This is a genomic window from Variovorax sp. PvP013 (assembly GCF_050435945.1).
GTDB lineage: Bacteria > Pseudomonadota > Gammaproteobacteria > Burkholderiales > Burkholderiaceae_C > Variovorax.
Window position 1 is genome coordinate 52,912 of sequence record NZ_JBNDLF010000007.1, and the last position, 13,751, is coordinate 66,662.

General features: G+C 72.6%; 12 protein-coding genes. 6 read left to right on the forward strand and 6 right to left on the reverse strand.

Going from position 1 to position 13,751, the window contains the following annotated elements:
* The first annotated feature begins 51 nt into the window (after nucleotides 1-51).
* Nucleotides 52-957, forward strand: coding sequence for a LysR family transcriptional regulator (locus ABID77_RS17310; protein WP_429598410.1), 906 nt, complete (start codon nucleotides 52-54; stop codon nucleotides 955-957).
* Between the two features lie 4 nt (nucleotides 958-961).
* Here ABID77_RS17310 and ABID77_RS17315 read toward each other — a convergent pair whose 3' ends face one another.
* Genes ABID77_RS17315 through ABID77_RS17330 form a run of 4 tightly spaced genes read right to left on the reverse strand, consistent with a single transcriptional unit; the run spans nucleotide 962 to nucleotide 5,662 of the window.
* Nucleotides 962-1,405 (reverse strand): GlcG/HbpS family heme-binding protein, encoded by a 444-nt coding sequence (locus tag ABID77_RS17315; RefSeq protein WP_429598412.1) that lies wholly within the window; start codon nucleotides 1,403-1,405, stop codon nucleotides 962-964.
* 30 nt (nucleotides 1,406-1,435) lie between these two features.
* Complete coding sequence (locus ABID77_RS17320) at nucleotides 1,436-2,887, reverse strand: aldehyde dehydrogenase family protein (RefSeq protein WP_429598414.1); 1,452 nt, start codon at nucleotides 2,885-2,887, stop codon at nucleotides 1,436-1,438.
* Nucleotides 2,884-4,665, reverse strand: a complete 1,782-nt coding sequence (locus ABID77_RS17325) for a thiamine pyrophosphate-binding protein (RefSeq protein WP_429598415.1) — start codon at nucleotides 4,663-4,665, stop codon at nucleotides 2,884-2,886. The genes ABID77_RS17320 and ABID77_RS17325 overlap by 4 nt, the downstream gene beginning before the upstream one ends.
* A 4-nt stretch (nucleotides 4,666-4,669) precedes the next feature.
* On the reverse strand, nucleotides 4,670-5,662 hold the full coding sequence (locus tag ABID77_RS17330) for a Bug family tripartite tricarboxylate transporter substrate binding protein (protein ID WP_429598417.1): 993 nt from the start codon (nucleotides 5,660-5,662) through the stop codon (nucleotides 4,670-4,672).
* 106 nt (nucleotides 5,663-5,768) lie between these two features.
* On the opposite strand from ABID77_RS17330, the gene ABID77_RS17335 reads away from it, so the two are divergent.
* The 5 genes from ABID77_RS17335 (at nucleotide 5,769) to ABID77_RS17355 (ending at nucleotide 10,275) form a co-directional block, all read left to right on the forward strand.
* Nucleotides 5,769-6,680 (forward strand): helix-turn-helix domain-containing protein, encoded by a 912-nt coding sequence (locus ABID77_RS17335; protein ID WP_429598419.1) that lies wholly within the window; start codon nucleotides 5,769-5,771, stop codon nucleotides 6,678-6,680.
* Between the two features lie 140 nt (nucleotides 6,681-6,820).
* Nucleotides 6,821-7,687 (forward strand): intradiol ring-cleavage dioxygenase, encoded by an 867-nt coding sequence (locus tag ABID77_RS17340; protein ID WP_429598421.1) that lies wholly within the window; start codon nucleotides 6,821-6,823, stop codon nucleotides 7,685-7,687.
* A gap of 90 nt (nucleotides 7,688-7,777) precedes the next feature.
* Entirely contained in the window at nucleotides 7,778-8,026 is a 249-nt protein-coding gene (locus tag ABID77_RS17345) for a hypothetical protein (RefSeq protein ID WP_429598423.1), read from the forward strand.
* Nucleotides 8,017-9,549: a BCCT family transporter gene (locus tag ABID77_RS17350; RefSeq protein ID WP_429598425.1), complete on the forward strand. Its 1,533-nt coding sequence runs from the start codon at nucleotides 8,017-8,019 to the stop codon at nucleotides 9,547-9,549. Before ABID77_RS17345 ends, ABID77_RS17350 begins: the two co-directional genes overlap by 10 nt.
* 12 nt (nucleotides 9,550-9,561) lie before the next feature.
* Nucleotides 9,562-10,275, forward strand: a complete 714-nt coding sequence (locus ABID77_RS17355) for a MarC family protein (RefSeq protein WP_429598427.1) — start codon at nucleotides 9,562-9,564, stop codon at nucleotides 10,273-10,275.
* 19 nt (nucleotides 10,276-10,294) lie between these two features.
* On the opposite strand, the gene kdpE is transcribed toward ABID77_RS17355, so the two are convergent.
* Nucleotides 10,295-10,990 carry a two-component system response regulator KdpE gene (gene kdpE / locus ABID77_RS17360; RefSeq protein ID WP_429598429.1) on the reverse strand — a complete coding sequence of 232 codons (696 nt, stop codon included), beginning with the start codon at nucleotides 10,988-10,990 and terminating at the stop codon, nucleotides 10,295-10,297.
* A 1-nt stretch (nucleotide 10,991) separates the two neighbouring features.
* Entirely contained in the window at nucleotides 10,992-13,727 is a 2,736-nt protein-coding gene (locus ABID77_RS17365; RefSeq protein WP_429598431.1) for a DUF4118 domain-containing protein, read from the reverse strand.
* Nucleotides 13,728-13,751 lie beyond the last annotated feature (24 nt).

Genomic DNA, 13,751 nt, shown 5'->3' on the forward strand with positions numbered 1-13,751 from the left:
AGGCGCACTCCATCGATGAAGCGGATCGCTCGTATACATAGAATCCACGCCATGGATATCGCCGAGGTCGACCTGAACCTGCTCGTGGCCTTCGCCGCCATGGCCGAGCACCGCAGCGTCACCCGCGCGGCCGAGTCGATCGGGCTGAGCCAGCCGGCGATGAGCGCGGCGGTGGCGCGATTGCGGGTGCTGTTCGACGACGCGCTGTTCGTCAAGACGCCGGCGGGCATGCAGCCGACGCCACGGGCGTCGCAGCTGGCCGAGCCGGTGCTGCGCGTGGTGGAGGCGATCCGCAGCGAGATCCTGCCGGCGTCGGCCTTCGACCCCGGCGCGGCCACCAAGGCCTTCGCGATCGTCCTGCCCGACATCGCGGAGGTGCATTTCCTGCCGCGCATCCTGGCGGCCTTCGCGTCCGAGGCGCCGCGCTGCACCCTGCGCACGATGGCGATGGCGCGCCACGCGGCCGCCGACGCGCTGGCCTCCGGCGCGGCCGAGCTCGCGATCGGCTACCTGCCGGACCTGCAGAAGGCGGGCTTCTTCATGCAGAAGCTGTTCGTCAACGACTACGTGTGCATCGTGCGCAAGGACCATCCGGCCGTCGGCGAGCGGATGACGCTCCCGACCTACCTGGCCGCCTCGCACGCCGTGGTCAGCCCCGACGGGCGCGAGCACCTGCTCGAGCAGGCGCTGCAGCTGCGGCGCGTCGAGCGCCGCGTGGTGGTGGTGCTCTCGCACTTCATGAGCCTGCTGCCCATCGTCGAGGGGTCGGACCTGGTCGCCACGGTGCCGCGCGACCTGGCCGGCATCTGCGAGCGCCACGGCGACATCCGCATCGTGGCCCCGCCCTTCGAGTCGCCGACGGTGGAGGTGCACCAGTTCTGGCACCGGCGCTTCCACCAGGACGCCGCCAGCGTCTGGCTGCGCACGCGCGTGCACCAGCTCTTCGGCGGCGCCTGAACGCTCAGCCGGCGACGAGGCCGGCGGAGGTCACGCCGGCGATGCAGATCGCCTCGTCCTCGTCGCCCGTGCCGCCGCTCGCGCCGACGGCGCCGATGGTGCGGCCCTCGGCGTCCTTGATCAGCACGGCGCCGGTCTGCGGCAGGAAGCGGCCCGACGCGGTGGCCGCCAGCGAGACGAAGAAGTTCGGATTGCCCTTGGCGCGCTCGCCGAGCACGCGGCTGGAGACGCCCATGCCGACCGCCCCCCAGGCCTTGGCCTGCGCGACCTCGAAGCGGAACATGCTCGCGCCGTCCTCGCTGGCGAAGGCCTTGAGGTGGCCGGCGGCGTCGAGCACGGCGATGCCCATGGGGGCGTAGCCCGACCGTTCGGACTGCAGCAGCGCCCCGGCGATGATCTGCTGGGCCTGGGCGAGGGTGAGAGGGGTCAGGGTGGTGGTGGTCGTCATGGCGATGCGATGAGGAAGGAGGGAAGGGTTTCAGAACGGATGGTGCCGCGGCCCCGTCTGCACGGTGATCCAGCGCAGTTCGGTGAAGGCCTCGACACCGGCGCGGCCGCCGAAACGGCCGTGGCCCGAGTCTTTCACACCGCCGAAGGGCATCTGCGCCTCGTCGTGCACGGTGGGTCCGTTGACGTGGCAGATCCCCGACTCGATGCGCCGCGCGACCTGCAGCGCGCGCCCGAGGTCGCCGCCGAAGACCGCCGCCGCCAGGCCGAACGGGTTGTCGTTGGCGCAGGCGACGGCGGCCTCGACGCCGCGCACGCGCACGATCGGCTTGACCGGGCCGAAGCTCTCGTCGTGGTAGATCGCCATCTCGCGCGTGACGTGGTCCAGGAGCGTGGCCGGCATCAGCGTGCTGTCGGCCCGGCCGCCGCACACCAGACGCGCGCCCTTGGCCAGGGCGTCGTCGATCAGGGCGTTGCAGCGCGCGACGGTGGAACGGTCGACCACCGAGCCCAGCACCGTCGGGCCCTCGCGCGGGTCGCCGGCGGGCAGGGCCACCGCGCGCGCCGCGAGCTTCTCGACGAAGCGGTCGGCCACCGCCTCGTCGACCACGATGCGCTCGGTCGACATGCAGATCTGTCCCGAGTTGGCGAAGGCGCCGAAGATCGCCGCGTCCACCGCCGCGTCGAGGTCGGCGTCGTCGAGCACCACGAAGGGCGCCTTGCCGCCGAGCTCCAGCACCACCGGCTTGAGGTACTGCGCGCAGGTGACGGCGATCTTGCGGCCCACGTGCGTGGAACCGGTGAAGTTGACGCGCCGCACCGCCGGGTGCGCGACCATCGCCTCGACCACCGCCGCCGCGTCGGCCGGCGCGTTGGTGACGAAATTGACCACCCCGGGTGGCAGTCCGGCCGCCTGCAGGGCCTCGACGATCAGGCCGTGCGTGGCCGGGCACAGCTCCGAGCCCTTGAGCACCACCGTGTTGCCGCAGGCCAGCGGCGTGGCGACGGCGCGCACGGCCAGGATCACCGGCGCGTTCCAAGGCGCGATGCCCAGCACCACGCCCGCGGGCACGCGCAGGCCCATCGCCAGGCTGCCGGGCACGTCCGACGGGATGACCTCGCCGGCGATCTGCGTCGTCAGGCTCGCGGCCTCGCGCAGCATCGAGGCGGCCAGGTGCGCGTTGAAGCCGGCCCAGGGCGACGCGGCGCCGGTCTCGGCCGCCATCAGTTCGACGAAGCGCGGCGTGCGCGCCTCCAGCGCCGCGGCGGCCTGCAGCAGCAGGCCCCGGCGTTCGGTCGGACCCAGGGCGGCCCAGGCCGGGAAGGCGGCCGCGGCGGCGTCGACGGCGCGCGCGGCGTCGGCCGGCGAGGCGGCGGGCGCGCGGGTGGCGACCCGGCCGTCGAGCGGATTGGCGCGCTCGAAGGTGCGGCCGTCGGCGGCCGCCGCGGCCTCGCCGCCGATGAGCATGCGGATGTCGTTCATGGTGTCGTGTCCTTGTCGGGTGGAACGGGGTGGGCGGAAGGCGCGTCGGCGCGTGCGAGGGCGTCGAAGCCGAAACGGTTCATGGCGCCGAACAGCGGCCCGGCCGGATGCGGCACGAAGCGCGTTCGGCAGTCGAGCACGGCGGGCAGCCCCGAGGCGAAGGCCCGCGCCAGCGCCGGCGCGACGTCCTCGACGCGGTCGACCCGCTCCCCGAAGCAGCCGAAGCCGCGTGCGATGGCGGCGTGGTCGGTGCCCTCCAGCCCGGTGCCGAACTCGAAGCCCAGCTGCGCCTTCTGGCCGGCGCGGATGATGCCCCAGGCCTCGTTGTTGTGGATCACCGTGACGACCGGCGCGCCCGCGCGGCGCGCCGTGTCGAGTTCGTTGAGCGTGAAGCCGAACGAGCCGTCGCCGGTGATGTTCAGCACCGGCCGCTGCGGATGCTGCAGCTTCAGCGCGATGCCGCAGGGCAGGCCGAAGCCGAGGTGGCTCATGCCCGGTTCGTGGAAGCGCGTGCGGACCTCGGCGACCGGCGTCAGGTCGTTGCTCCAGAAGGTGGTGTGGCCGCCGTCGAAGACCACCAGCGCGTCGGCCGGCAGGGCGGCGGCCACGGCCTGCGCCAACGCCGCCGGGTGCATCACGGGGGTGCGCTCGGCGGCCATGGCCGCGAGGGTCGCCTCGTGGCCCGCGCGCACCGCGCGGCAGCGTCCGAGCCAGCCCGGCTCCGCGCCCTCCCCCGCGCCCTCCGCCGCGCTCCCCTCGCCCAGCGCGTCCAGCAGGTCCTCCAGCGCGAACCCGGCATCGGCCTGCATCGCGACCTCGTGCAGCGCGGGATGGCCGAGCGCCGAGGGATCGACGTTGATGCCGATGGTGCGGTGGTGGCGGCGCGCGTACGGTCCGCGCTCGTCCCACATCCACGACGAGTAGCGGCAGCCGACGCCCAGGATCACGTCGGCGGCGTCGAAGGCCGCGCGCACGGCCTCGCCCGCGATCAGCCCGCCGTGCCCGATGAAGTGCGGGCTGTCGCTGGCCACCACGCCGAGCGCCATCTGGGTCGGCACGACCGGCGCGCCGAGGCGCCGCGCGATGCGCCGCACCGCGTCGGCCGCGCCGCTGGCGACGACGCCGCCGCCGGCGACGATCAACGGCCGGCGCGCCGAGCGCAGCAGCGCCACCGCCTGCTCGACCAGCGCCCGGGCCGGCCGGGGCCCCAGCGTGGCGCGGTAGCGCGAGGGCGCCAGGTCGAACTCGTCGTCCGCGTAGTCGGTCGGCGCGGCGAGCACGTCCTGCGGGATGTCCAAGTGCACCGGGCCGGGCCGGCCCGAGAGGGCTTCGCGGAACGCCCGCCGGGCGAGCTCGGGAATGCGCCGGGGATCGTGGACGACCGCGTTCCAGCGGGTCAGCGGCGCGAACACGGCCCGGGTGTCGAGGTCCATGAACATGCCGCTGTGCGGGTAGGCGGCGGCGCGGTGCTGGTTGGTGGTGATGGCGAGCAGCGGCAGGTTGTTGTTCAGCGCCACGCCCATGCCCGAGGCCAGGTTGAGCGCGCCCGGCCCCATCTCGCCCAGCGCGACCGCCATCCGGCCCGAGCCGGCATGCACCGCCGCGGCCATCATTGGCCCGGTGGCCTCGTGGCGCACGCCGACGAAGCGCACCGCGTCCTGCCGCGACAGCGCGTGCATCAGCGGCGCCAGCTTGCCGCCGACGATGCCGAAGGCGAACGGCACCCGCTCCGCCGCCAGCACGCGCACCAGCGCCTCGGCGCCCGTGAGTCGGATCATGGCGTCAGTCCTCCGCCGTGAAGCCGGTGGCGCGCACGATCGGCCCCCAACGCTCGTGGTCGGCCCTGACGCGGCGCGCGAAGTCCTCGGGCGACTGGTGCATCGGCTGCAGCCCGTGGGTGGCCAGCTGCGCGACGTGGTCGGGCGCGTCGAGGGCCTCGCGCACCTGGCGGTTGAGCAGGTCGACGGTGGCCCGGGGTGTCCGCGCCGGCAGGAACCAGCCCAGCCATTCCTCGACCGCGATGTCCCGGTAGCCCTGCTCCACCAGCGTCGGCACGCCGGGCAGGAAGGGCGAGCGGTCGGCGCTCGTCACGGCCATCGAACGCAGCTTGCCGTTGCGCACGTAGGGCATGACCTCGCCGACGACGTTGAAGCTCACGGGCACCTGCCCGCCCAGCACGTCGTTGAGCAGCGGCGCGCCGCCCCGGTAGGCCACGCTGGTCATCTCGATGCCGGCGGCCTTCTGCAGCAGCATGCCGGCGAAGTGCAGCGCCGAGCCCGCCGCCGGCACGCCGTAGGTCGCCTGCCTGGGATTGGCGCGAGCCCAGCGCACGTAGTCCTCGACGGTCCGGATCTCCGCCGGCAGACCCGGCCCGGCCGTGAACGAGAAGGCGTAGGTGACGGTGGAGCAGACCGGCGCGAAATCCGCCAGCGGGTCGTAGCCGAGCTTCCGGTAGGTGTGCGGATAGAGCACCATCGGCGAACTCGGCACTTGCAGGATGGTGAGTCCGTCGGGCGCCGCCCGCTTCACGTACTCGACCGCGATGCGGCCGCCGGCACCGGTGCGTGACTCGACCGTGAGGCTGCTCGCGTAGCGGCCCCGCAGCCTCTCGGCCACCGGTCGCGCGACGTTGTCGCCCATGCCGCCGGCCGGAAAGCCGGAGACGATGGCGGCATTGCCGGCCAGGGCCTGCGCCCGGCCCGCGAGGGGCCATCCCAGGGAAGCCAGCGCGCAGGCACCCGCGCCGCGCCGCAGCCATTCACGTCGATCCACCATGTCCGTCTCCTGATTGGTATGGCGGGAGCTTAGGCACGGGGCGGGCAGGCGACCATGGACGAATGGGCCCTCGGCAGGTAGATTTCCGGCCTCAGGATCACGTCCCATGCCCGCCGCCAACGCTCAGAAGCTCCTCGTCGTGCCCTTCCGCGAGGTACGGCACTTCCGACCCGACGACAGCCTCCACTGCGAACCGATCGAGTTGCGCGCCGCGCAGTACGGGTGGACGATTCCGGCCCATCGGCACGCCGAACTGCACCAGTTCCAGCTGCTGACCGAAGGCGGCATGACCCTCGCCCTGGACGGAGAGCATCGGGTGCTGGAAGCGCCGCACGCCCTGATGATCGCCCCTGGCGTCGTGCACGGTTTCGTCTACGTGCCGGGCAGCCAGGGCCGCCAGGTGAGCATCCCCAGCACGGTGCTGGCCGCGCTGTCGGCCCACTCCCCCGCGACGGCGGCCCGGCTGTCGCAATCGATCTCGATCGACCTGTCGTCGCCCGATGCGCAGCGACAGGACTGCTTCCGGCTCTTCGACCTGCTCGGCCGGGAGTTCGCCTGCCAGCACGACGGCCGGGCCGAGGCCCTGAACGCGCATGCGATCCTGCTGGCCTTGTGGTTCCTGCGCCATGTCCGGTCGCCGCGCGGCGGCAGGCGGCGGCAGGTCCTGCGCGACACCCTGGTGCAGCGCTTCCAAACCCTGGTCGAGCGGCATTTCCGGGAACACCGGCCCCTGGGTTTCTATGCCGGCGCGCTCGGGGTGACGGCCGACCACCTGAGCCGGGTCTGCCGCGGCGTCGGTCGCACGAGCGCCCTGGACGTGGTCCACGAGCGCGTCGCGCTGGAGGCTCGACGGATGCTCGCGCACACCGACGCGACGGTCGCGGACGTCGCCGTCCAGCTCGGCTTTTCCGATGCCGCCTACTTCAGCAGGTTCTTCAAGGCCGCCGCCGGCACGTCGCCCTCCGGCTATCGCGGCCTGCTGGCGCTCGGCCTGACGCCGGCGCCCGCGCACGCCTGATGCATCTCGTCCGCGCCGTCGAACCCTCGGGGAAACCCCTTCTCTTCCGGTGTCCGCGCGCGGGATTTCCACCCGACGCGGCTTTCTCTGGTTTCATCGACCGCATCGACACCCATCGCGACGACGAAACGGAGACAGCCTTGCGAAACCTCGACGAAGACAACATCACCCGCGCCGTCATCGGCACGCATGCCGGCGCGGCCAGTGCCCGGCTGCGCGAGCTGATGACCAGCCTGATCCAGCACCTGCATGCCTTCGCCCGCGAGACGCGCCTGACCGAGGCGGAATGGATGCAAGGCATCGAATTCCTCACCGAGGTCGGCCACATCACCACCGACAAGCGGCAGGAATTCATCCTGCTGTCGGACACGCTGGGCCTCTCGATGCTGGTGACGGCGCTGAACCACAGGAAGCCCGAAGGCTGCACCGAGGCCACGGTGTTCGGCCCCTTCCACGTCGAGGACTCCCCACGGGTCGAGCTGGGCGGCGACGTGGCCAACGGCGCCCAGGGCGAGCCCTGCTTTGTGCGCGGGACGATCTGCGGGCCGGACGGACGTCCGTTGCCTCACGCCGAACTGCAGGTCTGGCAGGCCGACGCGGCGGGCCGCTACGACGTGCAGTACGGCGACGACGCGCCGCATCGCGCACGTGCCACGCTCACGGCGGACGCGGCCGGGCATTTCCACTTCAGGACCGTCCGTGCGGAGGCCTACCCCATCCCGCACGACGGGCCCGTGGGCAGGATGCTCGACGCGCTGGGGCGCCATCCATGGCGCCCCGCCCACCTCCATTTCATGATCACCGCGCCGGGCCACGAGCGCCTGATCACCCACGTGTTCCGCAACGGCGACCGCTACCTCGATTCGGACGCCGTCTTCGGCGTGCGGTCCTCGCTCGTCGCCGACTGGGTCGAGCACGCTCCCGGCACGACGCCCGATGGCGCCCGCAGCGACGTGCCGTTCTACACCCTCGACTTCCGCTTCGTCCTGAACCCGGTGAAGGACTGACGGCTCCCCGGCGTGCGACGAAACCCCTCGCCCGGGACGTCGCCCACGGGCCCCGGCGGCGCGGACGCGCCCCACCGAGATCCCGCCGGGGTGCCATCCATGCCGCCGGGCGACGCGATCCATCCGCGTGCCTGCGCTACCATGCGAGCGATTTCGTCCATCGGCATCATCCCCCGCCGCCTCGCCGACGCCGACGCGCGGAATTCCATCCCCGCCGGCCGCGCCGTGCCGAAGATCGGACCGCCCGATCGAACGACCTTCGATCCGGGACTCGTCGGGTTTTTTCCATCTCGAGCCATCCAGGCTCATTCCTCTGCAAGAAACATCGCGTGCAACTGATCATTTCGGCCGGCTTCATCCTGGCCATCGTTCTGTGGGGCGTCGTGTCCCCCGCGCATCTGGGCACCGTGTTCGACGGTGCGCTCGCGGTCATCACACGCAATTTCGGCTGGTTCTACCTGTGGGTGGTGCTGGGCCTGGTGATCCTCGCGCTGTTCCTGGCATTCGGTCGCTACGGCAACCTGAAACTGGGTGCCGACGACGAGGAACCGGAGTTTTCCATCGGCTCGTGGTTCGCGATGCTGTTCGCGGCCGGGATGGGCATCGGCCTCGTGTTCTGGGGCGTGGCCGAACCCGTCTCGCACTACGGCGCACCGCCACCGGGAATCGCGGCCCGCACCCCGGAGGCCGCCGGCGCGGCCATGCGATACAGCTTCTTCCATTGGGGTCTGCACCCCTGGGCGGTCTACAGCATCGTGGCGCTGGCCATCGCGTTCTTCCAGTTCCGCCGAGGCGGTGCCGCCCTGGTGAGCACGGCCGTGGAGGCGCTGCCCTGGGCGCCGCTGCGACACGTCGGGCCGCTGGTCAACATGCTCGCGGTGGTCGCGACGGCCTTCGGCGTGGCGGCGTCGCTGGGCATGGGTGCGCTGCAGATCAACAGCGGACTCGAGGCCGTGTTCGGACTGGCGGTCGACAAGTCCTCGCAGCTGGTCATCATCGCGGTGACCACGACGCTGTTCATCGCCTCGGCGGTCAGCGGCGTGACCAAGGGCATCAAGTGGTTGTCCAACATCAACCTGCTGCTGGCCGCGCTCCTGTCGCTGGTGGTCTTCGTGGTCGGACCCACCATCGCGATCATCGACACGATGACCACGACATTGGGCAACTACGTGAGCGAGTTCGTGCGCATGAGCCTGCGCATGACGCCGTTCCGCGACAGCACCTGGGTGGGAGGCTGGACCATCTTCTACTGGGCGTGGTGGGTGAGCTGGTCGCCCTTCGTGGGCCTGTTCATCGCGCGGGTGTCCCGGGGTCGCACCGTGCGCGAGTTCATCCTGGGCACCGTCGCCGCGCCCACCATCGCCGCGTTCGTCTGGTTCTCGGTCTTCGGCGGCACGGCCCTGAACCTGGAGATCATGCAGCACGTGCCGATCTCGGACGCCGTCGAGGCCGACGTGTCGACCGCGCTGTTCGCCATGCTCGGACACCTGCCGCTGGGCACGCTGATGTCGGGCATCGCGACGATCCTGGTCATCGTGTTCTTCGTGACCTCCGGCGATTCGGCCGTGCTGGTGCTCGGCATGATGAGTATGGGAGGCCGGCCGAACCCGAGTGCCTGGGTGAAGATCGCCTGGGGCCTGCTGGTGGCGGGGATCGCGTCGAGCCTGCTGATGGCCGGCGGGCTGAAGTCGGTGCAGACCGCGACCATCGTGTTCGCCCTGCCTTTCACGATCGTGATCGTGCTGATGGCAGTCTCGCTGTGGCGGGGGTTGCGCGAAGACCATGCGGAGGAACAGCGTCGCGAGCGCGCCTTGCGGCGGCGGCTGCGCGCCATCGCGGACCCGGCCGCTTCCGAGCCCTGAGACGGAGCCGCCGTGACCTTCGAACTGTTGAGCGCCTTCGGCAAGAGTTTCCTGTTCGTCCTGGCCGCGCTGCTGCCCATCCTGAATCCGGCCGCCACCGCCCCGATCTTCCTGGGCCTCACGGAAGGGGCTTCCCCGATCACGCACGAACTGCTCGCGCGCCGCATCGCCCGCAACATGTTCTGGCTGCTCCTGGGCGCGATGCTCGTCGGTTCCTATGTCCTGGATTTCTTCGGCATCGCGCTGCCCATCGTGCGGGTCGGCGGCGGGTTGATCGTCGCGGCCACGGCCTGGCGCCTGCTGACCACGACGCAGGCCACGGTGACCAGCCGCACCGAACTCGCCGAGAGCTTCACGGCGGAGATGGCGCAGCGCCAGGCCTTCTACCCGCTGACGTTCCCGATCAGCTGCGGACCGGGCTCCATCGCCGCCGCCATCACGGTGGGCGTATCGCTCTCCGATGCGCGCGTCTCGGTCTCGATGGCCCGCATGGGCGGAGGCGTGCTCGCGCTGCTGGCCGTGGCGGCGCTGCTCTACCTCGCGTTCCGCTACGCGCAGCAGCTGCTCAAGCCCCTGGGCGAGGCCGGCGCGGTGATCTTCCTGCGCCTGTCGGCCTTCATCCTGCTGTGCCTGGGCGTCCAGATCATCTGGGACGGGGTCTCTCAGCTCGTCGTCGAACTGCTGCGCGACGGATGGGGGCCGCTGCAGCGGCCCGATCGACCCTGATCCCGCGCCGGGCCGGTCCTCAGAGGACCAGTCGATAGCCGACGGCCGTCTCGGTCAGCAGGTGCACCGGTTGCGTCGGATCGACCTCCAGCTTCTGGCGCAGGTGCCCCATGTAGATGCGCAGGTAATGGTTCTGCTCCGTGTGCGCCGGTCCCCAGACGGCATGGAGCAGCTGGCGCTGCGTGAGGACGCGACCCGCGTTGGCCACCAGCACCATGAGCATGCGGTACTCGGTGGGCGTGAGATGGACCCCGGCGCCGGCGCGTCGCACGGTGCGCGCGGCGGGGTCGACCTCGATGTCGCCGAATCGCACCACCCGGAGCGCCGGATCGGCGTCGTTCCTCGCGGCGCGCTGCCGGCGCAGGTTGGCGCGCACGCGGGCGAGCAGTTCGCCCGTACCGAACGGCTTGGTCAGGTAGTCGTCGGCGCCGGCGTCCAGCGCCGCGATCTTCTCGGCCTCCTCGACGCGGGCGGACAGCACGATGATGGGCACGCCCGACCACTGGCGCACGTCGCGGATCAGCGCGACGCCCTCGCCGTCGGGCAGGCCCAGGTCCAGCACCAGCAGGTCCGGCTGGCGGGTGCCCGCCGCCGCGAGCCCGTCGCGCAGGGTCCCGGCCTCGAACACGGTCCAGCCCTCGGCTTCGAGCGCCAGGCGCACGAAGCGCCGGATCTGGGGTTCGTCCTCGACGACGATGGCGGTGGGCTGGGACATCTCAGGTCTCGATGGAAGGTGGAGGACGCCGGGGCAGGACGACCGTGAACTGTGCCCCATGTCCGGGCGCGTTCGACGCCGTGATGGTCCCGCCGTGCGCGTCCACGATGGCCTTGCAGATCGCCAGGCCAAGCCCCACGCCCGGCGTGGCCGATTCCGCCTGCCCGCGCGTGAACTTCTCGAACAGCAGCCGCTCCTGCCCGGCCAGGGCCGCCGGCAGGCCCGGGCCGTCGTCGCGCACGCTCAGCCGCAGGGCGTCCGGCGTCGCCACGGCGTCGATCTCGATGGGCGCGGCGCCGTACTTGCGGGCGTTCTCCAGCAGGTTCACGAGCACGCGCTCCATCAGGACCGCGTCGAACTCCACCAGCGGGAGGTCGGGCGCCAGCCGGGTGCGCACCGGCCAGTCGCCCAGCGCCGGCCGCGCGGCGCGGATCGACGAGCCCACGGCCTCCTCGACCGACTGCCAGTCGCGCCGCAGGCTGGCCGCCCCGCCGCCGGCCTCCAGCCGGGCCATGTCCAGGAGGTTGTTGACGAGGGCGTGCAGCTGGCGGGACTGCGTCACGATGGCCGCCGCGGTCGCGGCGTGCGCGTCGGCCGGGAGCGCCGCCAGCGACTCCGCCAGCGCGATCAGCGCCGTCAGCGGCGTGCGCACGTCGTGCGAGATCGCCGCGAGCAGCGCGTTGCGCAGGCGCTCGGACGCCATGTCCACCACGGCACGCTGCGCCACCTCGACGTAGTGCACGCGTTCCAGCGCGATGGCGATCTGGCGGGCCAGCGTCTGCAGCTGCCGGGCCTGTTCCGGCACGAGCAGCCATCGCGCCTGCCGTGGCGCGAGCGCGAGGACGCCGCGCACGCGCATCGGGGCCTTCAGGGGCAGGTAGTGCCAGGACTGCGCGGCCAGCGTCGCCGTCGCCAGGCCCGCGGGCCGGCCCTGCCGGAACGCCCAGTCGGCGACGTCGGGATCGAAGTCGGACGGCATTCGGTCGGCCGCGGGCAGGACCAGCCGGTCGTCGGCGTCCATCCCGAGCACCAGCGCCCGCCCGCCGAAATGGCGCTGCACGGCGCCGGCGCCCAGCGCGGCGACCTGCGCGCTCTCCAGGGCGCCCGAGAGTTCGCGCGTGAGCTCGAAGAGCGAATGCGCCCGCCGCTCCCGGCCGCCCGAGACCCGCACCGCGAAGCGCAGGCCGGCCGTGAGCTGCCCGACCAGCAGCCCCACCCCGAGCATCACGGCGAAGGTCACCAGGTACTGGACGTCGCTGACGGCGAAGGAGTGCGTGGGCGGCACGAAGAACCAGTCGAAGGCCGCGACGTTCAGCAGCGCGGACAGCGCGGCCGGTCCGCGCCCGAAGCGGAAGGCCACGCCCACCACGCCGAGCAGGAAGATCATCACGATGTTGGCCAGCTCCAGCACGCCCGCCAGCGGCGTCGCCAGCAGCGTGACGCCGACGCTGACGGCCGCGGCCCAGGCATGGCCGCGCCAGCGCGCCGGTCTCCCGGCGCCCTCCTCGTCGGCCGCGCCGGTGTCCGCCGGACGATCCCGTCGCGGACCCGGCGCGACGCCGGCCAGCCGGCGCGAGGTCGCGGCGAGCCCGGCCTCGAGGATGTGCAGGGACGGCGCGCGGCGCGCCAGCAGCGACGCCAGCCCGGGCCGCGGCCACGCCGCGCGCCATCCGCGGCGCGGCGCGGCGCGGCCGATCACCAGCGTCGCGCAGTTCAGCCGCTGCGCCAGCGACGCCAGCGCCGCGGCGACGTCGGGCCCCGGGAGCACGGCGGTGTCGGCGCCCAGCTCCTCGGCCAGCTTGAGCACCGCGAGGATGCGGTCGCGCTCGGGCGCCGGCAGCCGCTGCAGCCGCGGCGTCTCCACGTAGGCGGCATGCCAGCGCACGTTGAGCCGGCCCGCCAGACGCGCCGCCGTGCGCACCGTCTGGGCCGCCGCCTCGTGCGGGCCGACGCAGGCGAGGATCGCGCCGGAGGTGTCCCAGGCCTGCAGCGCGACCTCCCCGGACTGCTCGACGCGCCAGCCGCGCATGTCGTCCTCGACGTGCTCGGCCGTGCGCCGCAGGGCGATCTCGCGCAGCGCGATGAGGTTGCCCTTGCGGAAGAAGTTGCGCGCCGCGCGCTCGGCCTGCTGCGGCAGGTAGACCTTGCCCGCCGCCAGCCGCGCCATCAGCTCGTCGGGCGTCACGTCGACCAGCACCACCTGGTCGGCCTCGTCGAGCACCCGGTCGGGCACGGTCTCGTGCACGCGGATGCCGGTGATGGCGCCGACCGTGCCGTTGAGGCTCTCGAGGTGCTGGACGTTGAGCGCCGACCAGACGTCGATGCCGGCGCCCAGCAGCTCCTGGACGTCCTGCCAGCGCTTGGCGTGGCGCGATCCCGGCGCGTTGGTGTGCGCCAGTTCGTCGACCAGGAGGATCCCGGGCCGGCGCCGCAGCGCCTCGTCGAGATCGAACTCGTGCAGCCGATGCTCCCGATGGACCGACTCGCGCAACGGGATCCGCTCCAGGCCGGCCAGCAGGGCGGCGGTCTCGGCGCGCCCGTGCGTCTCCGCCACGCCGACCAGGACCTCGCGGCCGGCGGCGAGCTCGCGCTGCGCCGCGCTGAGCATCGCCCAGGTCTTGCCCACGCCGGCGGTGGCGCCGAAGTAGATGCGCAGGCGGCCGCGGCGCGCGGCCGCGCCGTCGCGCCGGATCCGCGCGAGGATCGCGTCGGGGTCGGGCCGGGTGTCGGTCGGCATCAGCGCCGGCGGGTCGTCGGGGGT

Coding starts and splice junctions, on each gene's coding strand:
- ABID77_RS17330 (WP_429598417.1), bottom strand. CDS start 5,662: ATGGTGGATCGACGTGAATGGCTGCGGCGCGGCGCGGGTGCCTGCGCG.
- kdpE (WP_429598429.1), bottom strand. CDS start 10,990: ATGTCCCAGCCCACCGCCATCGTCGTCGAGGACGAACCCCAGATCCGG.
- ABID77_RS17335 (WP_429598419.1), top strand. CDS start 5,769: ATGCCCGCCGCCAACGCTCAGAAGCTCCTCGTCGTGCCCTTCCGCGAG.
- ABID77_RS17325 (WP_429598415.1), bottom strand. CDS start 4,665: ATGATCCGACTCACGGGCGCCGAGGCGCTGGTGCGCGTGCTGGCGGCG.
- ABID77_RS17310 (WP_429598410.1), top strand. CDS start 52: ATGGATATCGCCGAGGTCGACCTGAACCTGCTCGTGGCCTTCGCCGCC.
- ABID77_RS17365 (WP_429598431.1), bottom strand. CDS start 13,727: ATGCCGACCGACACCCGGCCCGACCCCGACGCGATCCTCGCGCGGATC.
- ABID77_RS17315 (WP_429598412.1), bottom strand. CDS start 1,405: ATGACGACCACCACCACCCTGACCCCTCTCACCCTCGCCCAGGCCCAG.
- ABID77_RS17320 (WP_429598414.1), bottom strand. CDS start 2,887: ATGAACGACATCCGCATGCTCATCGGCGGCGAGGCCGCGGCGGCCGCC.